General features: G+C 67.7%; 21 protein-coding genes. 8 read left to right on the plus strand and 13 right to left on the minus strand.

The window, feature by feature from the left end; genetic code table 11:
• Both ACOQFR_RS04975 and ACOQFR_RS04980 read right to left on the minus strand, forming a co-directional pair.
• Positions 1–441, minus strand: coding sequence for a hypothetical protein (locus ACOQFR_RS04975; protein WP_421379198.1), 441 nt, complete (start codon positions 439–441; stop codon positions 1–3).
• Positions 438–5,459, minus strand: coding sequence for an RHS repeat-associated core domain-containing protein (locus ACOQFR_RS04980; protein WP_421379200.1), 5,022 nt, complete (start codon positions 5,457–5,459; stop codon positions 438–440). The genes ACOQFR_RS04975 and ACOQFR_RS04980 overlap by 4 nt, the downstream gene beginning before the upstream one ends.
• Before the next feature lie 219 nt (positions 5,460–5,678).
• On the opposite strand from ACOQFR_RS04980, the gene ACOQFR_RS04985 reads away from it, so the two are divergent.
• Positions 5,679–6,164, plus strand: a complete 486-nt coding sequence (locus ACOQFR_RS04985) for a hypothetical protein (protein ID WP_421379202.1) — start codon at positions 5,679–5,681, stop codon at positions 6,162–6,164.
• Between the two features lie 49 nt (positions 6,165–6,213).
• Here ACOQFR_RS04985 and ACOQFR_RS04990 read toward each other — a convergent pair whose 3' ends face one another.
• The 6 genes from ACOQFR_RS04990 to ACOQFR_RS05015 all read right to left on the minus strand — a co-directional run bounded on the left by ACOQFR_RS04990 (position 6,214) and on the right by ACOQFR_RS05015 (position 11,126).
• Positions 6,214–7,236, minus strand: coding sequence for a M48 family metallopeptidase (locus ACOQFR_RS04990; protein WP_421379204.1), 1,023 nt, complete (start codon positions 7,234–7,236; stop codon positions 6,214–6,216).
• The gene (locus ACOQFR_RS04995; protein WP_421379206.1) at positions 7,233–8,387 is read right to left on the minus strand and encodes a YjgN family protein; all 1,155 of its coding nucleotides are present in this window, start codon (positions 8,385–8,387) and stop codon (positions 7,233–7,235) included. The genes ACOQFR_RS04990 and ACOQFR_RS04995 overlap by 4 nt, the downstream gene beginning before the upstream one ends.
• Before the next feature lie 105 nt (positions 8,388–8,492).
• Positions 8,493–9,371, minus strand: a complete 879-nt coding sequence (locus ACOQFR_RS05000) for a D-hexose-6-phosphate mutarotase (RefSeq protein ID WP_421379209.1) — start codon at positions 9,369–9,371, stop codon at positions 8,493–8,495.
• A complete protein-coding gene (locus ACOQFR_RS05005) occupies positions 9,368–9,745 on the minus strand; it encodes a GtrA family protein (protein WP_421379210.1) in 378 nt (125 codons plus the stop codon). Before ACOQFR_RS05005 ends, ACOQFR_RS05000 begins: the two co-directional genes overlap by 4 nt.
• Positions 9,746–9,759: 14 nt before the next feature.
• The gene (locus ACOQFR_RS05010) at positions 9,760–10,386 is read right to left on the minus strand and encodes a CoA transferase subunit B (protein WP_421379211.1); all 627 of its coding nucleotides are present in this window, start codon (positions 10,384–10,386) and stop codon (positions 9,760–9,762) included.
• Complete coding sequence (locus tag ACOQFR_RS05015; RefSeq protein ID WP_421379213.1) at positions 10,386–11,126, minus strand: CoA transferase subunit A; 741 nt, start codon at positions 11,124–11,126, stop codon at positions 10,386–10,388. Before ACOQFR_RS05015 ends, ACOQFR_RS05010 begins: the two co-directional genes overlap by 1 nt.
• A gap of 199 nt (positions 11,127–11,325) precedes the next feature.
• On the opposite strand from ACOQFR_RS05015, the gene ACOQFR_RS05020 reads away from it, so the two are divergent.
• From ACOQFR_RS05020 to ACOQFR_RS05050, 7 genes are all read left to right on the plus strand, one after another.
• Positions 11,326–12,732 (plus strand): mannose-1-phosphate guanylyltransferase/mannose-6-phosphate isomerase, encoded by a 1,407-nt coding sequence (locus tag ACOQFR_RS05020; RefSeq protein WP_421379215.1) that lies wholly within the window; start codon positions 11,326–11,328, stop codon positions 12,730–12,732.
• Between the two features lie 141 nt (positions 12,733–12,873).
• Complete coding sequence (locus ACOQFR_RS05025) at positions 12,874–14,304, plus strand: UbiA family prenyltransferase (RefSeq protein WP_421379217.1); 1,431 nt, start codon at positions 12,874–12,876, stop codon at positions 14,302–14,304.
• A 68-nt stretch (positions 14,305–14,372) separates the two neighbouring features.
• Positions 14,373–15,605 (plus strand): FAD-binding oxidoreductase, encoded by a 1,233-nt coding sequence (locus ACOQFR_RS05030; RefSeq protein ID WP_421379787.1) that lies wholly within the window; start codon positions 14,373–14,375, stop codon positions 15,603–15,605.
• Between the two features lie 2 nt (positions 15,606–15,607).
• Positions 15,608–16,336 (plus strand): SDR family oxidoreductase, encoded by a 729-nt coding sequence (locus ACOQFR_RS05035; RefSeq protein WP_421379219.1) that lies wholly within the window; start codon positions 15,608–15,610, stop codon positions 16,334–16,336.
• Positions 16,333–17,286: an NAD-dependent epimerase/dehydratase family protein gene (locus ACOQFR_RS05040; RefSeq protein WP_421379221.1), complete on the plus strand. Its 954-nt coding sequence runs from the start codon at positions 16,333–16,335 to the stop codon at positions 17,284–17,286. Before ACOQFR_RS05035 ends, ACOQFR_RS05040 begins: the two co-directional genes overlap by 4 nt.
• An 8-nt stretch (positions 17,287–17,294) precedes the next feature.
• A complete protein-coding gene (locus ACOQFR_RS05045; RefSeq protein ID WP_421379223.1) occupies positions 17,295–18,602 on the plus strand; it encodes an NAD(P)/FAD-dependent oxidoreductase in 1,308 nt (435 codons plus the stop codon).
• Positions 18,599–19,003: a GtrA family protein gene (locus tag ACOQFR_RS05050; RefSeq protein WP_421379225.1), complete on the plus strand. Its 405-nt coding sequence runs from the start codon at positions 18,599–18,601 to the stop codon at positions 19,001–19,003. The genes ACOQFR_RS05045 and ACOQFR_RS05050 overlap by 4 nt, the downstream gene beginning before the upstream one ends.
• A gap of 13 nt (positions 19,004–19,016) precedes the next feature.
• Here the strand turns inward: ACOQFR_RS05050 and ACOQFR_RS05055 are convergent, their stop codons facing one another.
• Genes ACOQFR_RS05055 through ACOQFR_RS05075 form a run of 5 tightly spaced genes read right to left on the minus strand, consistent with a single transcriptional unit; the run spans position 19,017 to position 24,468 of the window.
• On the minus strand, positions 19,017–21,281 hold the full coding sequence (locus tag ACOQFR_RS05055) for a hypothetical protein (RefSeq protein WP_421379227.1): 2,265 nt from the start codon (positions 21,279–21,281) through the stop codon (positions 19,017–19,019).
• Positions 21,281–21,844 (minus strand): hypothetical protein, encoded by a 564-nt coding sequence (locus tag ACOQFR_RS05060; RefSeq protein WP_421379229.1) that lies wholly within the window; start codon positions 21,842–21,844, stop codon positions 21,281–21,283. Before ACOQFR_RS05060 ends, ACOQFR_RS05055 begins: the two co-directional genes overlap by 1 nt.
• 7 nt (positions 21,845–21,851) lie before the next feature.
• Positions 21,852–22,439, minus strand: coding sequence for a hypothetical protein (locus ACOQFR_RS05065; protein ID WP_421379231.1), 588 nt, complete (start codon positions 22,437–22,439; stop codon positions 21,852–21,854).
• Positions 22,436–23,617, minus strand: coding sequence for an acyltransferase family protein (locus ACOQFR_RS05070; RefSeq protein ID WP_421379233.1), 1,182 nt, complete (start codon positions 23,615–23,617; stop codon positions 22,436–22,438). Before ACOQFR_RS05070 ends, ACOQFR_RS05065 begins: the two co-directional genes overlap by 4 nt.
• An 8-nt stretch (positions 23,618–23,625) precedes the next feature.
• A complete protein-coding gene (locus ACOQFR_RS05075) occupies positions 23,626–24,468 on the minus strand; it encodes a class I SAM-dependent methyltransferase (protein ID WP_421379236.1) in 843 nt (280 codons plus the stop codon).
• Positions 24,469–24,497: the final 29 nt, after the last annotated feature.

Consider the following 24,497-nt stretch of genomic DNA (forward strand, 5'->3'; position numbering starts at 1 on the left):
CTAAGATCTCCCTGCGGCACCGGTCGCAAGGTTCTCCCAATACGAATGCAAAGGCGGCAGGCGCAACGAACTCGAATCCGCCTTATCAACTTTGCGACAGATTTCTGTGACCCAGTTGTCAGCGGGGCACCGTTCCAACAGGTCACGGCAGAGAGTTAAAGCATTTCTCGACCCATTTGCAGCCGCGAGGAAAACCTGGAACTTCAGCGCGTTAACGTTTTCGGGCTGCATTTCGAGGGCAACCTTCAGGTAATTGGCTGCCTTGCTGTCTTCGCCAAGCACGAAAAGTCGCACTGACAGAGCAACCAGGAGGTCAGGATCCAGACTGTCAAGCCTGGACCTAATTTCCTCAAATACCTCAACCGATTCAAGCAAATCTGCACCTGAGAGCAGGCCCTTCAAATCATTGGTGCTCATCATTCTGAGTTCTTGCTTATTCATGGCGGCGCCACCGAAATGTCTCTACCAAAATGTCCAGGAACGGCCGTTCCTACGCTAGTATTTCCATTTGGAAGGCCAAAGGCTCGGTAGGAGTATGTCTGGCCGTTCACCGAGATTGTTTGCTGGATCACTCCGCCTGGAGGTGGCAAGCCGCGCCGTGCAATGTCTACCCTTATTGCCTCCCCGACTGCCCTTTGCTCTGCCGCTGGGATTCTAAGTGACCCAGATCGAAATGCGTGTTCCTTGATATCAACTTTTGAAACAGCACGCTGAAACTTAGCCCACTTCACTACCCCGCCAAAAACTTTACCTATCGCCCAGCCAGTGGCCATGCCACCTGCTTCTTCAGCTGCAGTGTGACTAGCGGCCGTTAGATTCTCTGACGCCTGACTAGCCCATTCGCCCCGAGTCTCCCTGGGTATGTTTATGCACTCATCGGCAGTGCAGTTCGGCTCGCTCTTTGGCTTCTCGGGCTTCTTCTCCTCGCGGGGAGCCGAAGCGTCGCAGTAGATCTGCAAGAAGCAACCAATGCGAGCGAACCGCCCATCCGGATCAGTGAACTTGTACGGGTTGTTGTTGGCGTACCAGTAGCGGTTGAAGTTCCCGCCGTTGATCGAGCTAGCCGTAACCGGGTCCACAGACAAAAACCTTCCGATCTGCGGATCGTAGTAGCGCTGCTGCATGTACGTCAGACCCGTCCCCGCATCCATTACGTGGCCGGTGTAGCCGATGCCATTGATCGTCTTACCAATCACGCCGCCAAACGGATCGTAGTTCGTGCGTGATCCTGCGATAAGCGCCCCGGCCGCGTCCGTTTCGGCCACCGGGCTGCCAAGTGCGTCAGTGTGCTGGTAGCGCAGCGCCGTCACCGCGTTGCTGGGCCAGTCATGGTCGATGATGGCGACCACGCTGCCGCCGAGGTAGATGTTCTCGTGCGTGGTCTGCGTGCCGCCGACCGGCAGCTTTGACGAGAACAGCAGCTGCCCGCCTTGGGAGTAGTGCCACAACGTCGTCGCCCCGCCGGCGCGCGTGGTTTGCACGCGGCGGCCCAGAGCGTCGTAGCGGTAGCTTTCGCTGCTGGTGCCGCTGCCGGCGCGCATGCGATTACCAAGGTCGAACGTGTAGCTGTGCCCGTTCTTGGAGGACACATTGCCCTGCACGTCGTAGTTGATGGTGTGCAAAAGCGTGCCGCCGGTGTTCCGGATGCCGGTCAGCAGGTTGTTGCTGTCGTACTCGTAGTTGGCATAGTCCTTCACGCCCGCGTGTTTCCAGGACCGCAGGTTGTCGAGCGCATCGTAGGTGAAACGATGGGCGAAATCCGAACCCCCGAACATGCCCGAGCTGGCCTCGGTCAAACGATCGAGTGCATCGTAGGCCATCCAGCGACTGCGGCCTGAGTCATTCAGGTCCGTGATCGCCGTGACGTTGCCGCTGGGATCGTAGTCGTAGACGTGGTCCAGGATGGCGCCGCTCGTCGTGCTGCGTCGCGGCAGCTGGCGCGCGTTCTGCGTCATCGTGTGCACCAGACCGTTGCCATAGGTGAACTGCTTGATCGCGCCGTTGGGGTGGTACTGGACGCCGGTGGCAAAGGTCCCCGCCTGCGTGGCCTGGCCCAGGGCGTTGGGGGCGTAGGTCACCACCAGCCCGGTCGGGTAGCTTTGCGAGGCCAGGCTGCCGTTAGCGTCGTAGCCGTAGCCCAGGCCCCAGGTGTACCAGCCCGGCTGGGCGATGGATTCGCCGGTGAGCATGCGGCGGTTGTTGTAGACGTAAGTGTTGGTCAGCACCGAGATGCCGCCGTCGTTCCAGGTGTTGACCGTGCTGGGCTTGCCGTCCGCGGTGTAGGTCCAGGACTGGTTGCCGTTGTGGCCCGGGAACATCAGGTGCGTGAGCCGGTTGCGGGCGTCGTAGACCCGGTCCACGCGCCGTCCCGACAGGTTGGCCGCGGTACGGTCCAGGTCGCACTGCGCGTCGGACGGATTGGCCAGGGCCAGCCCCGCCGCGCTCCAGGCCAGGTTGCCCACGGCGTCGTAGGCCATCACCGTTGCCCCGGTCTCGGGCTCGATCGTCTTGCACAGGCGACGATGGGCGTCGTACGTGTAGCGGCGCGTGGCCGACAGGCCGGCGCCGGCCCACGTGCCGCTGCGGGTCACGCTTTCGGGCTGCCCGAGCGCGTTGCGGACAATCGTGGTGGTGACGCCTTCGGGCGCGGTGATGTAGACCGGGGCACCGGTATCGGGCGTGTCAAAGGCCTGGAACCGCGTGGTGGTCGCGTGTTGCCGCGGGTTGATGGTCTGGACCTCGAAATTGGCCAGGTAGTTCGTCACCGTGACCAGCGCCTCCAATCCAGGAAGTGACGGATTGAGGTCCAGCTCGGCATCCTGGTGCGTAGCCGTGGGCCGGCCGAGGGCGTCGTAAAGCGTGTCGATGCCCGGGGTGGGATCGTGGATGCTGGCCAGGCTGTTGACGGGATAGCCGGTGAAGATGCTCCGCCCCTCGTGGTCGTAGTCCATCACCGTGACCCGTCGGGTGGCGGCCTCGTTGGACGCATCGAACTCGCGGACCAGGCGCGGCCGCCACAAGCCGTCGAAATAGGTTTCCTTGCGGGCGTTGCCGGTACTGACAATCTCGCGCCAGTGGCCGCCGGCGATGCCGTACTCGGCGCCGGCGACCTTCACGAAGCTGATGCTGGTCGGCGCCCAGGCCACGGCGTCGCCGGTCGGGTAAGTCACCAAGTCCACCCGCCCCATCACGTCGTAGCCGTAGCTGGTGGTCGCGTACGCCGGGGTGGTGTCCGCGTTGATCTGCTGGGTCACCGCCGTGACCCAGCCCAGATTGTTGACGGTGGCCGACAGCGTGGTGAGGTCGGCGAACAGGACGTTTTGCGGGATACCGCGGTGCCAGTTGCTGACCGTGGTGGTGTTGCCGTGGGGGTCCATGGCGGTGGCGATGGTGCCGTCGGTGTTGAAGGTCAAGGTCTGCAACAGCAAACCTTCGGCCCCGTAAAGCTTCCATGGCAGGTCGTAACCCTGGAACACGGTTTCCTCGACCTTGGTGGTGTTCACGTAGCGCCGCTCGACCTGGCTGATTACCCAGCTTGCGGTGTTATCACGGTAGACGGTGGTTTCCTGCCGGCTGTTGGGCGAGGCAGCCCCCGGAGCCGGCGTGATGGTGCTGGCCTTGGTCTCCACTAGCGGACGGGCCAAGTCGTCGAAGGTGTTCAAGGTGCGCACGAAATCCACGCCCTGCACGGTCGTCTTGGTGCTCAGCAGGGGGCGGTGGTATTCCTCCGTAAAGCTTCCATAGCTGACCTGGCGCCCCATGCCGTAGCGCTTGGGGTAGACCTTATCCTCCACCATGCTCAGGTCATAGGTGTTCTGTACCACGCGCATCGTGGGCGAAGCGACCGTGCCCGTCTCGACTTTCTTGAGCTTGCCCTCGTCGTAGCGGTAAGTGTTGCCGTACGTATAACGGGTGCGCTCGTTCTCCGGGCCCAACACCGTTGTCGTAGCCGACCCGGCGCACGCGTCGGACAGACAGGGCGGGTCGAAGCAAGGGTAGTAGAGCGGGCTGCCTGAAGGTCCGCATACGGGATTGAGGTTGGTCACGCCCGGATACATGTGAACGCTCTTGAGCGACTCATACGCGTAGGTCCAGGTCGCGGTATCCAGCCCGGGCCCGGACACCTGCTTGGACGCCAGCGACCAGGCGTGGTACGAAATAGGAACCAGGTTGATATCGTCGTTCGGATCGTTCTGCGAGCTGAAGTTGCCGCAGTTGAGCGGCACGCTGCTACGGCCATGCTCCTGGATGCCTACGGTGAACGTGCCGACCGCACCGGCGGGATGCGTGATGGTTCCCACCGGCTGCGCCGCGTAGTTTTGGGGCATCTCCAGCATGCGGCAGGTACGGTAAATCTCCCCCGGCTGGAAAACTTCGCTGTAAAGGATCTCGGCATTGGTGAACGCCGTGAAGTTGATCGCCCAGGCATTGCCATCGGGCTGGGTGACGGTGGTGAGCGTGCGGCGAGAGGTCGGGCTGGTGGCCGCGTAGGAATAGTTCCACGTGCGGGTGCCGTCGGTCACGGTCGCCACGTGTCCTTGGCCGTTGTACGTGATGTCGATCTGCCGGGTGTCGGCGCCCTCGCCCTTGATGCGGGTCAGGCGGCCGGGCTCGTTCCACTGGTTTGAGTACGTGTAGGTGACGGCGTTACCGAAGCGGTCTTCCACCCTCGTGGCGTAAAGCGTGTTCTTTCGCCTCAGGATGTTGACATCCAGCGGCGTGCCGGCCGGGATGCCGGTCTCCGGCGGGGCGCTCCGTCCTCCGCGCCGCAGTGTGGGCACATAGGTTTGTGCCATCCAGTTGAACCAGTACTTCGTGCCATCCGGGGTAATCGCCAGATAGCCTTCGCCGGCGCCGTTGCCTGCGCCGTTGAGTACGCTGCTCAGGCAAGACACGTAGATGTTGCTGCCCGCGATCCATTTCCACTGCGTTCCCGTCGGGCGCAAATGCGGCTTGGCCGGCGTATCCGGCAACGCAAGCATCTCGCCTCCGCCGACGCCGGGAATGGTGAGCGTGGTCCCCGACCAGAAGTCTTCGAGCAAGGTGCCGCCGCTACCTGCGGGCAACGGCGGCTGGGCATGGCTGCTGCAGCGGTTTGTCCCGTTGCCCGCCGCCAGCCAGTCTTTCGCGAACGTACCGCTGATGTTGGGAACATCCACTTCCCAGTCCGCCAGCATTGCGTCGGTGAGCGTGTGGCGGCGATCGCGGACCGAATAGCTGCGACTGAAGGCGACGGGCAACCCACTGTTGCCCGGAATGCTGACGTCCGTCGCCGAGAACGACAGCGCGCCGTTGCTCAAGCTGACTTCATCGCCAAACGCGTTGTTGCCCAGCGGGGCGACCTTCTGGCTGGCCTTGATGCGCTTGTCGAACTCTTCCCAGGGCGCCTTGCCCGTCGGGCTCTGCGCCTGGACCAAGCCCGCTACCAACAACCACATCCATCCCCAGGCATGGCGCATGCACGGCTCCAGAAGGTGAAGCCCCCGCAGTTCAGATAGCAGTTCTGACGGGGGACAGGCGGAGTAAACGAGCCGCACCGCCGTGGGTCAAGTGAAATTTTTTCAACTGTGACGGCGATCTAAGAACCGCCAAAACGCCATGCCGCTGACCGGTCGGCCAATGGCGCAGTCTCGGGAAAGCTGCGCTAGCATGGCCGCATCCGTCTGAGGAAACTCACCATGAACCGGATCCGTGGTCGCATTGCCTTCACCGCCCTGCTGCTTGCACTGACTGTCTTTCCCTCCGCCGCCGGCGCCCAATCCAAACTCGGATCCTTGGTGGTGGAGGTGAGTCTTGAAGGCAAGGCGAGGTTGGGCAGTGAGGTGCAATTCTTCGTCGAGATCCGTAACCAAGGCACCTCGCCACTGATGTTGCCGACCCGGCCCGGCTGGGATGCCGAGGGCGGACTTGAGCTGCACGTCACCGCCGCCGGCGGCCAGTCGTTCAAGGCACCGCCACGCGAAGACAGCTCGCGCAATCGCAGCCTGCCGGCGGACCGTCGGGCAGTATCGCTTCCGGCTGGAAATGCCATGGGCGTTTACCGAACTGCAAAGACCAACGAGATCTTTACGACACCGGGCGAATATCGTGTAAGCGTTACCTATCGCGGCATAAACGGTGCAGTCACTACGTCCGAGCCAATCTTGGTATCCGTCACCCGCTGAATTTCCGCTCTATCCGCTTTTGTCCGCGCAAATCCGCGGCCAAAAAACCTTACTCCTCCGCCGCCCGCCTGGCCGCCTCGATGCGCTCCGCACTCGCCGGATGCGACGACAGGTAGCTGATTGCGCCCATGTCCTTCTCGCCATGGTGCCTGGACAGGCGCTCCATCACCGTGCCGAAGGTGGCCGGCGACTGCCCGCGGCGCTTGAGCAGGGCGAAGGCGAACTGGTCGGCCTCGCGCTCGTGGCCGCGCGAGAAATTGCTTTCCAGCAGCAACACCGGGATCGACACCGACAGCGAGCCGGTGCCCGACAGGTCGCCGAACAGGAAACCCGCCACCACGACCACCGCCGAACTTTCCAGCGCACGGCGCATGCCGTGCCGGTGCTCGTGGTGGCCCGCTTCGTGGGCCAGCACCGCCAGCAGCTCCTCGTCGCTTTCCACCAGGTCCACCAGCTGGTCGGTCACGATCACCTGGCCATCGGGCAGCGCGAATGCGTTCGGGCCCAGCTTGGGCGCATCGCGGAAATCGAGCTTGAACTGGTCGGCCCGCGGCAGCCCGGCCACCAGCGTCCTGAACTTGCCCTGCAGCTCCTCGCGCCGTTCACGCGGCAGCCTGCTCGGCCCCAGGTGCATGCGGTCGATGATCGCCATCGCCTGCTTGCTGATCTGCACTTCCATCGCGCGCGGGATGACGGGGGCGACCTTGTTGGCCATCCACGGCAGCCCGACCTGGAAGAACAGCACCACGCCCAGCACCGTCGCCACGCCCGCGCCAATCGCGGCCGTGCGCCGGCGCTCCAGCCAGTCGGCCCAGCCCTCGACCTTGTTTCGCCCGCTGATCCACTGGTCCAGCAGCGGCGAATCCTCGACCTGCAGGTGGCCCTCGCCCGGCATGCGCAGCGTGCGCGGCATGCGGCCCAGGCGCGGGCTGAGCTCGATCTCGGCGGTGGCGAACTCCAGCACCTCGCCTTCGCTTTCCAGGCGCAGCGTGCCAGGCGCGGGGCAGCTCAGTTGCCCCGGCCGCGCGCGGCTGCTGCGGCCGTCGAACCAGGTGGCAGTGAGCGCGCTCAAATGCTCAGGTCCACGTCCAGGTCCAGCGCGTCGATCAGCTCGGCGCTGGTGGCGGCCTCGTTGCGCTCGCTCTCGGCCACGAACTGGTCCACGCCGCCTTCCAGGTGCACGGCGAAGTGCGCTGCGCGGTAGCGCGCCAGCCGGATCATCGCCCAGGGCACCAGCAGGCCCACGCTGAGCACGATCAGCACGCCGTTGCTGAAGTAGATCCAGATCACGTCGCGCGCGCGCAGCGTGGACTCGAACCGGTGCGGGCCCAGCGCGCTGAACTTCCACATCAGGTTGGTGTAGCGCGTGCGCAGGAACACGGGCAGCGCCAGGAAGCCCAGGTACACCACCATCAGCGGCACCATCACCGCCAGCATGAAGCTGTCCGACGGCGCGCCGTCGGGCCCCTTGGACTCGATGCCCATCGCCGAGGCCGCGACGCCGCCGGCGATGGCCGCGAAGATCATCAGCAGGTAAGCGCCGAAGCCCAGCCCGATCACGATCAGGAAGGGAATGAAGTAGCTGCCCAGGTCGCCCTTGTAGCTGAAGCGCTTGCCGCCGAAGCGGTGGCCGGCCACCACGTACTCGTGCTGGCACATGCGCACCCAGGGCAGGGTCAGGTACAGCGTGATCGGCTGCAGCATCGGCCGGAACATGAAGTTCACGTAGGCCTCGAACACGCCGTCCACGAACCGGAAGCGCAGCCCGCGCCAGGCCGAGTAGCGGGCGCGGAAGCGCAGCGTGCGCTGGATCAGCCACGGGAACAGCACCAGGATCGCCAGCACCAGCGGGATGTAGACCACGAACAGCTGGAAGTGCGCGCACAGGCCCAGCGTGATCGCCACCGCATACGCGATCAGCCGGCCCTTGAGGATGGCGATGGGGCTGGCCAGGTATTCGAACGGCGCGCCGGCCAGGTGCGTGTTGCCGTAGAAGTAGCGCTCGGTGCGCACCTTGGCCCAGGCCGAGTAGATGCCCAGGGTCAGCACCGACAGCACCAGGTTGACGAACCAGATGCCGAAGAACTCGCCGGCGCGGCCGGTGAACTCGATCGGGTAGCGCACCGACTCCGGCGGCGGCGGGGGCTCGGGCAGCGGCGGCGGCAAGGGCGGAAGGGCCGGCGGCTCCGCGCCGGGCACGAGGTCGAGAGCGTCGTTCTGCATGGGGTTCCTGGACGGTGCCGGCTCCCCGCCGGCGGGTCATTCTGGCGGCTCGCGCGGCTGGCGTGAAGCCTGCGCCGCGGCCCGGGCCGTGCGCCGGATCACGGATCACGCCGTCTGCAGGCGCTGGCCACCGCTCCAGTGCTCGCCGGGCCCCAGCACCACGGGCTTGAGCACGCTCGCCGCTTCCAGGCAGGCGAAGCGGGCGCACTGGTCTTCCCCGAGGTCGACCAGTGCCGCGGCCAGGGACGGGCCGGGATTCCAGACCACCACGTCGGGGAAGCCTTCGGCCGCGACCTGCAGGCGATGCCCGGGTTCCTCCAGCACCAGCGCGCTGCGAACCTCCGGATACACCCGATCCACTTCGCCGTCGAAACCGAGCGGCGCGTCCGGGTGCACGCGCCACTCGCCGCCATCGGCCGCGTCTTCGTAGGGACGCTGCGCGAGGCCGTGCACCTGCGCAACCCGCACGTCGGCGACCGCAAGGTAGCTGTGCAGCGCCGAGGTGAAGGAAAACGGCGTCGGGCTGGTATTGGTGACTTGCAGGCGGATGTCCAGCGCGCCGGCCTCGAGCACGATCACGAGCCGTGCGTGGAAGGCGTGCGGCCACAAACCCCGCGTTGCCCCGCTGTCCTGTATCTCGAAGGCGAGCCGGGCCGCCCGCGCATCCGACGACGTTTCCGACAGCCGCCACGGCAGCCCGCGCAGCAGCCCGTGCTTGGGCAAGGCGCCGCGTCCGGAGAACTGGGGAAACACCACCGGCACGCCGCCGCGGATCGCCGCGCCCGGCGCAAAGCGCGCGCGCGGACTGAGGAACAGTCGCTCGCGGCCCGTCGCGTCGCGCCAAGACAGCACGTGCGCGCCCTGCGTGCAGACTTCCACGGTCGCGCCTTGCGGCCCCTGCAGCCGCAGCACGGCCAGACCGCCGCGATCCGGCAGGCGCTGCACATGCGCGGGAAGATCGGGCAGCGAGGCCTCGTCCGTCATCGGTAGATCCAGTACTTCGACACAACGAAACCCAGCGCCGCCAGCAGCCCGTCCACCACCGGCTTGGCCAGCCAGGCCAGAGTGAGTCCCCGCTGGGCGTCAATGAACTGCATGGCCCAGGTGCTGAGCGCCGTCGTCGCAATCCAGAACGCGATGAAGCGCAGCGCGCGCCTGCGGCCCAGCCGCGCCTGGCCGGCGTCGGCGAAGGTGTAGCGGCCGTTGAGCCAGTAACCCAGCGATGCGCCCGCGACGCGGCCCGCGAGATTTGCCGGCACCACCGCCAGGCCCAGTGCGGTCAGCGCGACGAAGCAGCCCCAGTCGAGCAGCAGCTGCAGGCCACCGACCGCGCCAAAGCCCAGGACCTGCCTGATCACGGCCTCGCCGGCCCTCAGGCCAGCGGCACGCCGGTCTTGGCGCGGAGTTCGTCCCCGCTGACGCCCGGCGCCGCCTCCACCAGCTTCAGGCCCTCGGGCGTGACGTCCATGACCGCCAGCTCGGTGATGATGCGGTTGACCACGCCCACGCCGGTCAGCGGCAGCGTGCACCTGGGCAGGATCTTGGGCTCGCCGGTCTTGGTGGTGTGCTCCATCAGAACCACCACGCGCTTCACGCCGGCCACGAGGTCCATCGCGCCGCCCATGCCCTTGACCATCTTGCCGGGCACCATCCAGTTGGCCAGGTCGCCGCTGGCCGTCACTTCCATCGCGCCCAGGATCGCCAGGTCGATGTGGCCGCCGCGGATCATCGCGAAGGAATCATGGCTGCCGAAATAGCTCGCGCCCGCGCGCGCGGTGACCGTCTGCTTGCCGGCATTGATCAGGTCGGCGTCCACCTCGGCTTCGGTCGGGAACGGGCCGATGCCCAGCAGGCCGTTCTCGGACTGCAGCCACACGTCCATACCCTCGGGGATGTGGTTGGCCACCAGCGTCGGCAGGCCGATGCCCAGGTTCACGTAGGCGCCGTCAGTGAGTTCCTTCGCGGCGCGTGCCGCCATCTCGTCCCGGGACCAGGCCATTATTTTTCCCCCGCGCGTACGGTGCGCTGTTCGATGCGTTTTTCAGGCGTGGCGTTGAGCACGATGCGGTCCACGTAGATGCCGGGCAGGTGCACGTGGTCGGGGTCGATGCTGCCGACTTCCACGATTTCCTCCACTTCCGCCACGCAGACCTTGCCGGCCATCGCCACGGCCGGGTTGAAGTTGCGCGCGGTCTTGCGGAACACCAGGTTGCCGGCGGTGTCGGCCTTCCAGGCCTTGACCAGGGACACATCGGCTTTGAGCGCGGTTTCCATCACGTAGTGGTGGCCGTCGAACTCGCGGGTTTCCTTACCCTCGGCGACGATGGTGCCGTAGCCGGTGCGGGTGAAGAAGGCCGGGATGCCGGCGCCGCCGGCGCGCAGGCGCTCGGCCAGGGTGCCCTGCGGGTTGAACTCCAGCTCCAGTTCGCCGGCCAGGTACTGCCGTTCGAACTCCTTGTTCTCGCCCACGTAGGACGAAATCATTTTCTTGATCTGCCGGGTGGCCAGCAGCTGGCCCAGGCCGAAGCCGTCCACGCCGGCATTGTTGGAAATCACCGTGAGGCCCTTGGCGCGGGAATCGCGCAGCGCCGCGATCAGCGCCTCGGGGATGCCGCACAGGCCGAAGCCGCCGACCGCGAGCGTCTGGCCATCGCGCACGATGTCGCGCAGCGCGCTGGCGGCATCGGCGTGGCGCTTGTCCAGGCCGCGACGCGGCGCCGGGGATTCGTTCTGGGGCATGGGGCAAGGCTCCGCAGCATCAGGATGTGCCGGCGATTATAGCCGCGCGCCCCGAGGCACCGGAGCCTGTACCTTCGGGCAGGGCGCGGGCCGCGCGCGCGGGATCATCGCCGCGCCAAAGCTATACTTGCCGGGCACGGAACGGCCTGCGGGCCGACCTGCCTCGCCCCTCCCAACGCCTGGAGCCAGGAACCCCGCCATGACCGACCTCCTGCCCGTGATCCTGTCCGGCGGCTCCGGCACGCGGCTCTGGCCCCTGTCGCGCGAGGCCTATCCCAAGCAGTTCCTGGCGCTGGTGGGCGAGGACACGATGCTGCAGGCCACGTGGAAGCGCGTGGCAGGCCTGGGCGCGCTGGCGCCGCTGGTGGTGGCCAACGAGGAGCACCGCTTCATCGTCGCCGAACAGCTGCGCGAAGCCGGCGCCGCACCGGGCACGATCCTGCTCGAGCCGATGGGCCGCAACACCGCGCCGGCGATCGCCGTGGCCGCGCTGGAGGCCACCGCCGCGGGCGCCGACCCGCTGCTGCTGGTGCTGCCCTCGGACCACGTGATCCTGGACGTCGCGGCCTTCCACGCCGCGGTGCGCGCCGCCACGCCGGCGGCCGAGGCGGGCAAGCTGGTCACCTTCGGCATCCAGCCCACCGGGCCGGAAACCGGCTATGGCTACATCAAGGCCTCGGGCGAAGGCGTGCGCGCCGTGCAGCGCTTCGTGGAGAAGCCCGACCTGGTCACCGCCAAGGGCTACGTGGCCTCGGGCGAATACTTCTGGAACAGCGGCATGTTCCTGTTCCGCGCCACGCGCTACCTGCAGGAGCTCGAACGCCTGCGTCCCGACATGCTTGCGGCCTGCCGCCAGACCCTGGCCCAGGCCCGGCGCGACGTCGATTTCGTGCGGCTGGAAAAGGAAAGTTTCGCCGCCTGCCCCGCCGATTCCATCGACTACGCGGTGATGGAGAAGACCGATGACGCCGCCGTGGTGCCGCTGGACGCGGGCTGGAGCGACGTGGGTTCGTGGGCCGCGCTGTGGGAAATCTCGCCGCGCGACGCCGACGGCAATGCCTCGCATGGCGACGTGGTGGCGATCGGCTGCCGCAACACCTACGCCCACGGCGATCGCCTGATCGCGCTGGTGGGCCTGGACGACATCGTGGTGGTGGACACGGACGACGCGCTGCTGGTGGGCCACCGCGACCGCATCCAGGAAGTGAAGGACCTGGTGGGCGGCCTCAAGCGCGAGGGCCGCAGCCACGCCACCTGGCATCGCAAGGTGTACCGGCCCTGGGGCGCCTACGATGCCATCGACAGCGGCGACCGCTTCCAGGTCAAGCGCATCACCGTGAAGCCCGGCGGCACGCTGAGCCTGCAGATGCACCACCACCGCGCCGAGCACTGGATCGTGGTCAGCGGCACCGCGCGGGTCACCCGCGGCGACGAAGTGATCATGCTGGCCGAGAACCAGAGCACCTACATCCCGCTGGGCGTGGTGCACCGCCTGGAGAACCCCGGCCGGCTGCCGCTGGAGCTGATCGAGGTGCAGTCGGGCAGCTACCTGGGCGAAGACGACATCGTGCGCTTCGAGGATGTGTACGGCCGCAACAGCGGCTGAGCGCTTCGGGGGTTCCGATGGCCTTGCATTCCGCCGGGCCGGCGCCGGACCCGGGCCCTGCCGGGACCGGGCCCGCGGGCGGGCCGGCAGCCTGATTCCGCTATAATCGCCGGCCGCCAGACACGGCCTGCCCCCGACGCGATGCAGACCCCCCCAGACAACGCCCTGCCCCCGCTCTGCGTGGATCTCGACGGCACGCTGCTGCGCTCGGACCTGCTGGTGGAATCGACCCTGGTGATGCTGGCGCAGCGCCCCTGGCTGCTGTTCCTGCTGCCGGTCTGGCTGCTGCGCGGCAAGGCCCACCTCAAGCGCCAGATCGCCTCGCGCGTGGCCATCGATCCGGCCAACCTGCCCTACGACGAACGCGTGGTCGCACTGCTGCGCGCCCAGCCCGGCCGCCGCCGCGTGCTGTGCACCGCCTCCGACGAAAGCCTGGCGCGGCCGGTGGCCGAGCACCTGGGCTGTTTCGACGAAGTGATCGCCAGCGACGGCCAGCGCAACCTGGCCGGCTCGCGCAAGGCCGAGGTCCTGGTCCAGCGCTTCGGCGAACGCGGCTTCGACTATGCGGGCAACGGACCCATCGACCTGGGCGTGTGGGCGCATGCGCGCGGCGCGCTGGTGGTGAACGCCGGCAACGCGCTCGCCACCGCCGCGGCCAGACGCTGCGAGGTGCTCGACCACCTGCCGCGCACCGGCGGCGGCCTGCGCGTGTGGCTGCGTGCGCTGCGCGTGCACCAGTGGCTGAAGAACCTGCTGGTGTTCGTGCCGCTGCTGGCCTCCCACCGCATGTTCGAGACGCAGGCGGTGATCGCCGCCGTCGCCGGCTTCATCGCCTTCGGCCTGTGTGCGTCCGGTGTCTACCTGCTCAACGACCTGCTCGACCTGCCCAGCGACCGCCAGCATCCGCGCAAGCGCCTGCGCCCCTTCGCGGCCGGCACCCTGCCGCTGCTGCAGGGCGCGGTGCTGGCTCCGCTGCTGGCGCTCGCGGGCCTGGCCCTGGCCTGGTGGGCCGAACCGAAGTTCGCCGGCGTGCTGGCGGTGTACTACGCGCTGACGCTGGGCTACTCACTGCGACTCAAGCGCGTGGTGATGCTGGACGTAATCCTGCTCGCCGCGCTGTACACCGTGCGCATCATCGGCGGCACCGTGGTGATCGGTGCGGTGCTGTCGTTCTGGCTGCTGGCGTTCTCGATGTTCATCTTCCTCAGCCTGGCCCTGCTCAAGCGCTACGTCGAGCTGGCCGCGATGCTGGGCGAAGGCAAGATCAGTGCCGCGGGCCGCGGCTATGCAGTGGACGACCTGCCGCTGCTGCAATCGCTGGGTTCGGCCGCGGGCTACCTGGCGGTGCTGGTGCTTGCGCTGTACATCAACAGCCCCGACAGCATCACGCTGTACCAGCATCCGCAGGTGCTGTGGCTGCTGTGCCCGCTGATGCTGTACTGGGTCAGCCGCACCTGGGTGGTCGCGCACCGCGGCGGCATGGATGACGACCCGGTGGTGTTCGCGGCCACCGATCGCGTCAGCCAGGTGGTGGGCGTGCTCTGCGCGGTCATCGCGCTCTGGGCGATCTGAAGCCCGTGTCCCGCACGGGCGACAGCTGGGGCCGCTGGCCGACGCCGCACAACCAGGCGCTGGTGCCGATGGCGGGCCGACGCGGCCCGCTGCCGCCCGCGGGCACGCCCCTGTTGGCCTATGGCCAGGGCCGCAGCTACGGCGACAGCTGCCTCAACAGCGACGGCCGCCTGCTGCTGATGCGCGGGCTGGATCGCTTCCTGCGTTTCGACGCCGACACCGGCGTGCTGGCCTGCGAGGCGGGCGTGACCCTGGGCGAAGTGCTGGCGCTGGCGCTGCCGCGCGGCTGGTTCCTGGCGGTGACGCCGGGCACGCGCCTGGCCACGGTGGGCGGCGCCATCGCCAACGACGTGCACGGCAAGAACCACCATCGCAACGGCAGCTTCGGCGACCACGTGCGCGGCTTCGAACTGCTGCGCAGCGACGGCAGCCGCCAGTGGCTGGCGCCGGGCGATGCGCGCTTCGCCGCGACGGTGGGCGGACTGGGCCTCACCGGGGCCATCACCTGGGCCGAACTGCAGCTGCAGCGTGTGTCGGGTCCGTGGATGCAGGTGCAGTCGCTGAAATTCGACGGCCTCGACGAGTTCTTCGCGCTCTCCACCGAATCCGCGGAAAGCCACGAATACACCGTGGCCTGGGTGGATTGCCTGGCCAAGGGCGCGGCGCTGGGCCGCGGCCATTTCCTGCGCGCCAACCACGCGGCCCCCGGCGCCAGCGGGCAGGCTCCCGGCGCCGGCCTGGCGATGCCGCTCACGCCGCCGCTGTCGCTGGTCAACCGGCTGACCCTGCGCCCGTTCAACACGCTGTACTACCATCGCCAGCGCGCGCGTCGCCGCGAGGGCGTGCAGCACTACGCGCCCTACTTCTATCCGCTCGATGGCATCCACGACTGGAACCGGATGTACGGGCCCGCCGGTTTCCTGCAGCACCAGTGCGTGCTGCCGCCCGCGCAGGCACGCGAGGCGGTGCGTGCCCTGCTGGGCGAGATCGCGCGCAGTGGCCAGGGCTCCTTCCTGGCCGTGCTCAAGGAGTTCGGCGACCGGCCCGCGCCTGGCCTGATGTCCTTCGCGCGGCCGGGAACCACGCTGGCGCTGGATTTCCCCAACACCGGCGCGCCGGTGTTCGCACTGCTCGACCGCCTGGACGCGATCGTCGCCGAAGCCGGCGGCGCGCTCTACCCGGCCAAGGACGCCCGGATGTCGCCGGCGATGTTCCGCGCCGGCCAGCCGGGACTGCCCGCCTTCCTTCCCCACATCGACCCCGCCTTCTCGTCGTCGTTCTGGCGGCGGGTCATGGAGTGAGCATGCAACGCATCCTAATCATCGGCGCCAGCTCGGCCATCGCCGAAGCCACCGCCCGCGAATTCGCCCGGCGCGGCGCCCGCCTGTTCCTCGTGGCCCGCGACCCCGAACGCCTGGAGGCGATCTGCGCGGACCTGCGCCTGCGCGGCGCCACCGCCGACGGCCATGTGCTGGACGCCAACGACATCCCCGGCCATGGGGCCATGCTCGATGCCGCCTGGGCCTCGCTGGGCACGGTGGACGTGGCGCTGATCGCGCACGGCACCCTGCCCGACCAGGCGGCGTGCAGCGCCTCGGTCCAGCTCTCCCTGCGCGAGTTCGCCACCAATGGCACCTCGGTCATCGCGCTTTGCGCCGCGCTGGCCCAGCGCCTGCAGGCGCCCGCCACGCTGGCCGTGATCAGCTCGGTGGCGGGTGACCGCGGCCGGGCCAGCAATTACCTCTACGGCAGCGCGAAGTCGGCCGTCAGCGCCTTCACCAGCGGCCTGCGCCAGGCGCTCAACGGCAGCGGTGTCAACGTGCTGACCATCAAGCCCGGCTTCGTGGACACCCCGATGACCGCGGCCTTCAAGAAGGGCGCGCTGTGGGCCACTCCGGCGCAGGTGGCCGCGGGCATCGTGCGTGCGGTCGAGAAGCGACGCGCGGTGGCCTACCTGCCGTGGTTCTGGTGGGGGATCATGCGGGTGATCACGCATATCCCCGAGTTCGTGTTCCGGAGGATCAAGCTGTGACGCCGGCCCTCGCCAAGGATGCCCGCATCGTGCTCACCGGCGCTGCCGGCCTGGTGGGCCAGAACCTGCTGGTCGAGCTGCGCGAGCAGGGCTACACGAACCTGGTCGCCATCGACAAGCACGGCTACAACCTCGACATCCTGCGTGGCCTGCATCCGGACGTGCAGGCCATCCAGGCCGACCTGGCCGAGCCCGGCGTCTGGGCCGATGCGTTTGCGGGCGCGGCCGTGGTGGTGCAGCTGCACGCGCAGATCACCGGCAAGCACCGCGAGCTGTTCGACCGCAACAACCTTACGGCCACCCGGCATGTGCTGGACGCGGTGAAGTCCCACGCGGTGCCCTACCTGGTGCACATAAGCTCGTCAGTGGTGAACTCGGTGGCCACCGACGACTACACCGAAACCAAGAAGCAGCAGGAAGCGATGGTGGTGCAGTCCGGTCTCAGGCACTGCGTGCTGCGCCCCACCCTGATGTTCGGCTGGTTCGACCCCAAGCACCTGGGCTGGCTGTCGCGCTTCATGGCGCGCACGCCGGTGTTCCCCATTCCCGGCGACGGCCGCTTCATGCGCCAGCCGCTGTACGAGCGTGATTTCTGCCGCTGCATCGTCAAGTGCATCGAGGCCCAGCCCGACGGCACCGTTTACGACATCGTCGGCGACACCCGCATCGACTACGTGGACATCATCCGCACCATCAAACGGGTCAAGGGCCTGCGGACCTTGATCGTGCACATTCCGATCGGGTTCTTCGCCTTCCTGCTGCGCACCTATTCCCTGTTCAGCCGCAAGCCGCCGTTCACGGCGGACCAGCTCAAGGCGCTGTCGGCCGGCGACGACTTCACCGGCGTGGACACCGCGGCGGTGTTCGGCGTCAAGCAGCACGGATTCGAGGACGCGGTGCGGGAAAGCTACACCGACCCACGCTACAGCCACATCATTCTCAAACGTTGAAGACCACCATGACCCCGACTCCCCGCCACTTCGCCGTCATCGGTTCCGGCCCCATGGGCCTGATGGCCGCGCTGGACCTGTTGCGCGCCGGCCATGCCGTGGACGTGTTCGAACGCGACGACCGCATTGGCGGCATGTCCGCCAGCTTCGATTTCGACGGCCTTCAGATCGAGCGCTACTACCACTTCGTCTGCAGGACCGACGACCCGCTGTTCGCGCTGCTGGCAGACCTGAAGCTGTCGGACCGGCTGAAGTGGACCGACACCAAGATGGGTTATTTCATCGACGGCACCCTGTACAAGTGGGGCACGCCCTTCGCGCTGCTGTCGTTCCCCAAGATGGGGCTGGTCTCGAAGGTCCGCTACGCCCTGCACGTGCTGTACACCAAGGGCATCACCGACTGGAGCGCGCTGGACAAGCGCAACGCGGTGCAGTGGATCCAGGGCTGGATCGGCAAGAAGGCCTGGGACGTGCTCTGGGAGCGCACCTTCCGGCTGAAGTTCTTCGAGTACACGGACAACCTGTCGGCCTCGTGGATCGGCACCCGCATCAAGCGCATCGCGCTGTCGCGCCGGAACCTGTTCAACGAAAGCCTGGGCTATGTCGAAGGCGGCTCGGCCACGGTGCTGGAGGGCATGACGGCGGAGATCCGCCGCCTGGGTGGCCAAATCCACGTGTCTGCGGGCGTCCGGGAAGTGGTTTCGGAAGGCGGCAGGGTCACGGGCGTGCGCATCGGCGACGAGCTGCGCCCATGCGACGCGGTACTTTCGACCGCCCCGATCCAGTACGTGCCCGGCTTCGTACCGGGCCTGCCGGCCGATTTCGCCGACAGCATCCGCAAGCTGCAGAACATCCCGGTGGCCTGCGTCATCCTCAAGCTGCGGCACGCGGTGAGCGAAAACTTCTGGATGAACATCAGCGACGCCGGCATCGAAATCCCGGGCGTGATCGAATACTCCAACCTCAACCCGGGCACGCGCGAGGGCGAACACGTCCTCTACGCGCCCTTCTACATGCCCAAGACCCACCCGAAGTGGTCGCTGCCCAACGACGCGCTGATCGACGAGGTCATCGGTTACCTGCCCAAGCTCAACCCCGCCTTCCGCAGCGACTGGGTGCTGGCCCGCCACTGCCACCGCTACGAGTTCGCGCAGGCGATCTGTCCGCCCGGCTTCCAGGCGATGCTGCCGCCGATGCGCACGCCGCTGGACGGGTTCTTCATGGCCGATACCGCCTACTACTATCCGGAAGACCGTTCGATCTCCGAAAGCCTGGCGGTCGGAAGCAAGCTGGCGGCCGAGGCCCTGGCCGGGTGATCTCGCGCCAGTTCATGCTGTTCGTGCTGGCCGGCGGCATCGCGGCAGCGGCCAACTTCCTGTCGCGCATCGCGCTGGGGATGGTCATGCCCTACGTGCCGTCGATCGTGCTGGCCTATGGCATCGGCATGCTGACGGCCTTCCTGCTCAACCGCGCCTTCGTGTTCACCGGCGCCAGCAACAGCATGCGCAGCCAGGTCGGCTGGTTCGTGGCGGTCAATCTGCTGGCCGTCGCGCAGACGGTGTTGATCAGCCTGTTCCTGGCCCGCTGGCTGTTCCCGCGCTTTGGTTTCGACTGGCATCCTGAAACCGTCGCGCACGCCATCGGGGTGGCTGTCCCGGTGTTCACCAGTTTCATCGGACACCGGCTGCTCACGTTCCGCGGCGCCGACCGGGCCTGAGCCCGGCCCGCCGTCAGGGCGCCGTGCGCGGACCCGGGTCGCGCCGCGTCGTCCAGACGGCCAGCAGCACCGAAAGCACCGCGGCGGCCCACGCGCTGGCGTCCCAGCGACCGTCGAAGTGCCGCAGCGGCTCAAGAACCCAGACGCCAATGCCGTAGGCCGCGATCACGCACCACGCCACGGCGAACACCACGCGGTTGCGCGCGATCACCAGCAGCAGCCCCAGGTGCAGCGCCAGCATGGCCTGGTAGGCCTGGTGGTGGTTGAGGTGGCAGTCGAGCGTCAGCAGTACGCCCAGCAGCACCGACAGCACGCCCCACAGGATCCATGGCGCCGTGGGCGCGATCGCGCGGGTGCGCGGCATCAGGCGCGCGACCAGGGCGCCGGCCGCCAGCAGCCCCATCGACGGCAGTACGTAGAAGAAGTCGCGCGCGCGCCAGGCATCGAGAGTGGACAAGGCCAGGCCAGGCTCGCCCAGCCCGCACTGGTTGCCGCGTCCGAGCAGGATCACCGCAAGTGCGGAGGCCTTGGCCGAAATCCAGCCGGACAGCGTGGTGCCGGCATATGCCCGCTGGATGGTCTCCCAGACGCCCATCTGTTCTTCACCGAAACCGAAGGTTCCGGCGAACGCGAACTTCACCAGCGCGTTGGCCGGCGGATCAACCCAGCGCTGGTACAGCATCCACGGCGCAAGGATGGCGACGACGACCACGGCCGACAGCAGCATCGCGCGGATCGTCGGCATGCCGCGCAGGAACATCGCCATCACGATCATCGGCGGCAGTGCGAACATCGCGCCGCCATGCGATTGCAGCGCCAGCGCCGACAGCAGCGCCGCGGTGACAAAGCCCGCCGTGTCCTCGCGCAGGGGTGATCGTGGCGAGCGCCCCGCCTGGAACAGCAGGTACGCCGCCGCCAGTCCGAACACCCCCGCCAGCAGCTTCGGCCACACGAAGCCGGCATTGAACAGCACGAAGGGCGACATCAGGCAGGCCGCGACCACCGCCATGCCAAGCCGCGCCGAGCCCGACGCGCGTCTGGCGACCAGGAACACGAGCGGCGCCCACAGCGTGTTCAGCAGCACGCCCATCGGCCAGGAATAGCGGTGGTAGAGATAGGGGCCGTCCGACGGCAGCAGGTGCGAACCGAACACCTTGCTGACCATCGCGTGCCAGCCATAGGCCAGCGGCGGACGGTCGGCCACGCTCCACGGGCCCATCCAACCGGTGTCCTGCATGTCGCTCTTGGCCAGCATCTGGCCGATGCGCATCGGGATCTGGTTGTCGCTGGACCAGCGCGCGGGACTGAAGCGGGCGTTCGGCGACCAGGCACCGGCATTGGTGTCCACCAGCCCATGGACCGCGACCACCATCAGGGCCACGCCCAGCCACAGCGACATCAGGCCGACGATGCGGGCGGCGCCCGGGTCCGTGGCCGCGGAACGGAAACCGGCGAACAGCCGGCCGGCGTTCCAGAGTCCCGCGCCGAACACCAGCAGGGTGAGCACGGTGCCCAGCACCGCCGTGGCGTGGAAAGCGAAGAACAGTCCGTAGCCGACCAGTCCGAATGCGCCCAGGGCGAGGCCCGCGCGCACGGGCGGCGCGAAGCCCGTTCCCAGCCTCCGCCAGCAAAGCCACAGCAGGCCGGCGGCCACGCTCCAGGCCAGGAACAGGTAGGCCGCGGCCGCCGCCGTGGACGTCTTGAGGTCGTAAGCCAGCGACAGCGCGAACGGCGAACCCATCGAGAGCTCGTACCGGGTCGAACGCACGTCCGCCACCAGCCGGACGCGGCGATCCTGGGCGCACCAGTCGGTCGCCGGCGCGAACGTGGCGATCGCCCAATCGGTGTTGGTACGCGCGTGCGCGAAGCGCAGGCTCTCGCCGGTGGCCAGGCAACTGACGTAGGTGTAGACATCCAGTTCACCGGCCGCGCCTCGCACCGGCACGCCGATGCCCGCGGCGGGCAGCACGAAGACCGGTGACTCGATGCGGCCGGGCTGTGCCTGGCGCTCCGGCGTCCAGGTGGTCCAAAAGCGGGCCTCCGGCGAACGCACGAGGCTTTCCGGCAACTGGCGAAGGTCCGGCCCGGTAGGCACGAACGCGCCGCTGACCAGCCAGCCATCAGCGCCCACCAGCGGTGCCTTCGGTGGATCCGGCCACAGCACGAGCACGATGGAAAGCAGCAATGCAGCTAGCCACGCGTACCTCGGCCAGCCGGACGGCGCACGGGCGTCGTCCGGCAACGCAGCCGCCGCCTGCGCGTCGCGTACGCCAGCCATCAGGGGGCTCCGATCACCAGGCGGCGATCGTTGTCGCAGCGGCGGAGCGGCGCGTTTTCATCCTCACCCGCAGCATAGAGCAGCGACAGCCGCCAGGTTCCGGCCGGCAGGTCGGCTGGATCGAGCGCCAGCTCGAAGCCACTTTTCTCAAGTCCCTTCCTCTCGGGGAAGACCGCCGCCACGTCGCTGCGGTCCACGCCCAGCACCACTGGAACAGCCGCCTCCAACTCGCCTGCCGCGTCGGAAAACTGCAGCTGTATCCGGTGCGGCACCGCGCCGCGCTCGTCGCCCAGCCAGCCGCGGAGGACGAGCGGCTCTTCCAGGGTCGCGGGGTCCGTATCCAGCACTTTGTCGCCCAGGTACTCGATGTTGCAGAAGCTGACCGTCTCCGGGCCCGCGGCCTTGACCGGCGAGTCCGGACTGACCACTGGGCCGCCCGGCGGCGTCACCGGCGGCGGCGCTTCGCTGCACGCCATCAGCGACAGCAGGCAAGCCAGCAGCCCGGATCGGGCCAGCATCGAAGGCCAACGGCGGACCTTCGCTACGTAAGCAGGGGTGCGCATGGTCGGCTTACGCGGCCGGAGCGACGGTGACCCGACGCCCGTTGTCGCAGGAGACCGCGCGGGCGCCGGCGCCTTCGCCCGCGGTGTACACCAGGTGCACCCGCCACGTACCCGCCGGCAGGCCCGCCGGCGAAAGGGCCTGGTTGAAGCCGCCGTTGGCCAGGCCCGCCTTGCCTGGAAACGCTGCCGCGACATCTTCGCGCGAACCGCCCAGCTGCAGCGGTACACGCGCCATCACGTTGTCGGCGTCGTCCACGAACCGTAGCTCAACATCGCGGGGCGTGGCGCCCTGCTCGTCGCCGAGCCAGCCGCGCAGCGACTGCGGGGCGTCCAGCAGCACCGGCTCCGCACCGAACGCGACGGTACCCAGGTATTCGATGTTGCACAGCGTGCCGGGAATGAACTTGGCGCCCTCCGCGTACGTCTCCGCACCGGACGCGATCGGCGACGGCGTCGCCGCGGCAGCAGCGACGGGCGCCGCCTCGGTGGCGGCGGCGGGCGCAGCGGGTTCGGGCGCCGGGGCGTTGGGTTCACGGCACGCCGCCAGCATCAGCACCGGGGCGAGGGAAAGCAGCAACAAGCGGGAACGATTCATCGGGACGTCTCCGGGACGGGCGCCACGGCGGGCGCGTTCTGGATGGGAGTGCGCGGTGACCAGCGCGAGGCGATGCGGCGACCGAACTGGATGCCCGGCTTTTCGATCCAGCGGTAGGTCAGGCTGGAGAGCGGAAGCAGAATGGCCAGGGTCAGGGCCAGCGAGGCAAGGAACGCCAGCGAAAGATTGCCCGCTTCGGCGTAGATGCGGCGATAGACCGGAATCAGGAAATACACGAGGGTCGGGTGAAGCAGATAGACCGAATAACTGACCTTGCCCAGGTAGGCGGTGGCCCGATTCACCATCAGCCGGGTCGGGCACAGCGCCAGACCGATGGCAAGGATCGCGCACACCACGCCGGGCCAGGCATAGGCGGTGCCGAACACGCCCGGCAGCCATCCCTGCAGCATTGCGCAGTAGGCAAACAGGCCGCCGAGCAGCAGGGCGGCGCCGACGCCGCGACGCTCGGCGGTGTCGCCGGCCGTCGCATGCGAGCGCATGAAAGTGAAGTACAGCACCACGCCCAGCGCGAAGGTCGGGAAGTACTTCAGGGCGTTCCATTGCAGCATCGACGCCTTCCACTCCGGCGGCAACAGCAGGTATTCGAGCGCCAGCTGCACGGCCATCCAGCCCAGGATGCAGGCGAAGAAGAAGGCGATCGCGGTGGAAAGTTGCCGGATCCGGTAGTAGACCAGCGGGAACACGGCGTAGAACACCATCTCGATGCCGATCGTCCAGCTGGCCCAGACGAAACCTTCCTCACCGCCCGGCACGAGGTTGAAGACGAACAGCACCGACGCCAGCACTTCCCACGGCGAATGCAGCACGCCGAAGGCCAGCCAGTCGCGCAGCAGCGACAGCGGTATCAGCAGGTAGAACAGCGGCGCGATGCGGAAGAAGCGGTGCAGGTAGAAGCTCAGCACCGGCCGGCTGTCGCGCTCGCGCATCGGCATCGTGTAATAAAGCGAGAAGGCACTGACGATGAAGAACATCACCACGCCATTACCGCCCGAGTGCGCGAACTTCTCGGCCCACAGCGGCGCCAGCAGCGCCGGCTGCGGGATCAGCAGCATGTGGTAGACCACGACGTACACGGCCGCCAGGCCGCGCAGGGAGTCCAGGAACTCCAGGCGCGGTCCGGCCGAAGGCGCACCCGGCAGCACGGCGGAGCTGGCCATGCCTGGGCTCACCGCGGCTTGCGCAACACGAAGCAGGCCTGGTCGTACTTGCTGCCGTCGAAGTAGCCCGACACGAATTCCAGTCCGGTGCCGAAACCCTTGCGCGCGTACGCCTCCGGGATCCAAGTCTCGCCGTAGAAGCTCGAGTCGCGCGGACCGCCGCCACCGACGCCGCTGGAGCTGCCATGCACCAGCTCGCCGCGGCGGTACGCGGCACGGGCCGCGTCCACGTCCGGAAACAGGGCGCCCAGTGCCTTGATGTAGTCCGAGGCGTCCTGCTGCTGGGCCGCCCACTCGCAGAAGCCGAAGAAGGACTCATGCCGCGTCGTGAAGGCGACCACGCCCCCCGGCTTGAGGATGCGTTCGAACTCCGCCATCCATGCGGTCGCGGCGCTCTCGGACAGATGCGAGAACACCGAATAGGCGAAGATCAGGTCGAACTTCCCGTCGGGGTAGGCCGTCGGCGGGAACGCCGCGCACTGGATGAAGTTGTCGGACTTGAACAGGCTGCGGGTGATGTCCACGAAGGCGGGATCCACGTCCACGCCGTGGATGTTCTCGATCCGGAAGTCGTGCATGAAGACGCGGGAGATGCGCCCCCAGCCGAAGCCGAAGTCGAGCGCGGTGGAATTCGCATCCAGCACCAGCCCGGCCTTGTCCATGCCGTTTCGGACATCCTCGTAAAAGGCGTGCGCCTGCAGCAGCGCGGCTTCCGAGGACAGTCCGGTGGTGTTGCGCTGCAGCTGTTCGTCCGGGAACGCGGGCAAGGGCTGGCCGAACGGGCTGGTGCCACCGATGGCGAGACTGTCAATCAACGTGTCCAGCCAGGAAGTCGTGCTTTCGGAAATCATGGATATCTCCAACGGTGGGATTCGGGCAG

Source organism: Arenimonas sp. MALMAid1274, assembly GCF_049195245.1.
Taxonomy (GTDB): domain Bacteria; phylum Pseudomonadota; class Gammaproteobacteria; order Xanthomonadales; family Xanthomonadaceae; genus Arenimonas.

Excerpts from the sequence above, each read along its gene's own strand:
- ACOQFR_RS05010 (WP_421379211.1), bottom strand. The coding sequence starts at position 10,386 with ATGGCCTGGTCCCGGGACGAGATGGCGGCACGCGCCGCGAAGGAACTC.
- ACOQFR_RS05035 (WP_421379219.1), top strand. The coding sequence starts at position 15,608 with ATGCAACGCATCCTAATCATCGGCGCCAGCTCGGCCATCGCCGAAGCC.
- ACOQFR_RS05015 (WP_421379213.1), bottom strand. The coding sequence starts at position 11,126 with ATGCCCCAGAACGAATCCCCGGCGCCGCGTCGCGGCCTGGACAAGCGC.
- ACOQFR_RS05075 (WP_421379236.1), bottom strand. The coding sequence starts at position 24,468 with ATGATTTCCGAAAGCACGACTTCCTGGCTGGACACGTTGATTGACAGT.
- ACOQFR_RS05025 (WP_421379217.1), top strand. The coding sequence starts at position 12,874 with ATGCAGACCCCCCCAGACAACGCCCTGCCCCCGCTCTGCGTGGATCTC.
- ACOQFR_RS05065 (WP_421379231.1), bottom strand. The coding sequence starts at position 22,439 with ATGAATCGTTCCCGCTTGTTGCTGCTTTCCCTCGCCCCGGTGCTGATG.
- ACOQFR_RS05060 (WP_421379229.1), bottom strand. The coding sequence starts at position 21,844 with ATGCGCACCCCTGCTTACGTAGCGAAGGTCCGCCGTTGGCCTTCGATG.
- ACOQFR_RS04975 (WP_421379198.1), bottom strand. The coding sequence starts at position 441 with ATGAATAAGCAAGAACTCAGAATGATGAGCACCAATGATTTGAAGGGC.
- ACOQFR_RS05020 (WP_421379215.1), top strand. The coding sequence starts at position 11,326 with ATGACCGACCTCCTGCCCGTGATCCTGTCCGGCGGCTCCGGCACGCGG.
- ACOQFR_RS04985 (WP_421379202.1), top strand. The coding sequence starts at position 5,679 with ATGAACCGGATCCGTGGTCGCATTGCCTTCACCGCCCTGCTGCTTGCA.
- ACOQFR_RS05055 (WP_421379227.1), bottom strand. The coding sequence starts at position 21,281 with ATGGCTGGCGTACGCGACGCGCAGGCGGCGGCTGCGTTGCCGGACGAC.
- ACOQFR_RS04995 (WP_421379206.1), bottom strand. The coding sequence starts at position 8,387 with ATGCAGAACGACGCTCTCGACCTCGTGCCCGGCGCGGAGCCGCCGGCC.
- ACOQFR_RS05045 (WP_421379223.1), top strand. The coding sequence starts at position 17,295 with ATGACCCCGACTCCCCGCCACTTCGCCGTCATCGGTTCCGGCCCCATG.
- ACOQFR_RS04980 (WP_421379200.1), bottom strand. The coding sequence starts at position 5,459 with ATGCGCCATGCCTGGGGATGGATGTGGTTGTTGGTAGCGGGCTTGGTC.
- ACOQFR_RS05000 (WP_421379209.1), bottom strand. The coding sequence starts at position 9,371 with ATGACGGACGAGGCCTCGCTGCCCGATCTTCCCGCGCATGTGCAGCGC.
- ACOQFR_RS05070 (WP_421379233.1), bottom strand. The coding sequence starts at position 23,617 with ATGGCCAGCTCCGCCGTGCTGCCGGGTGCGCCTTCGGCCGGACCGCGC.
- ACOQFR_RS05030 (WP_421379787.1), top strand. The coding sequence starts at position 14,373 with ATGGCGGGCCGACGCGGCCCGCTGCCGCCCGCGGGCACGCCCCTGTTG.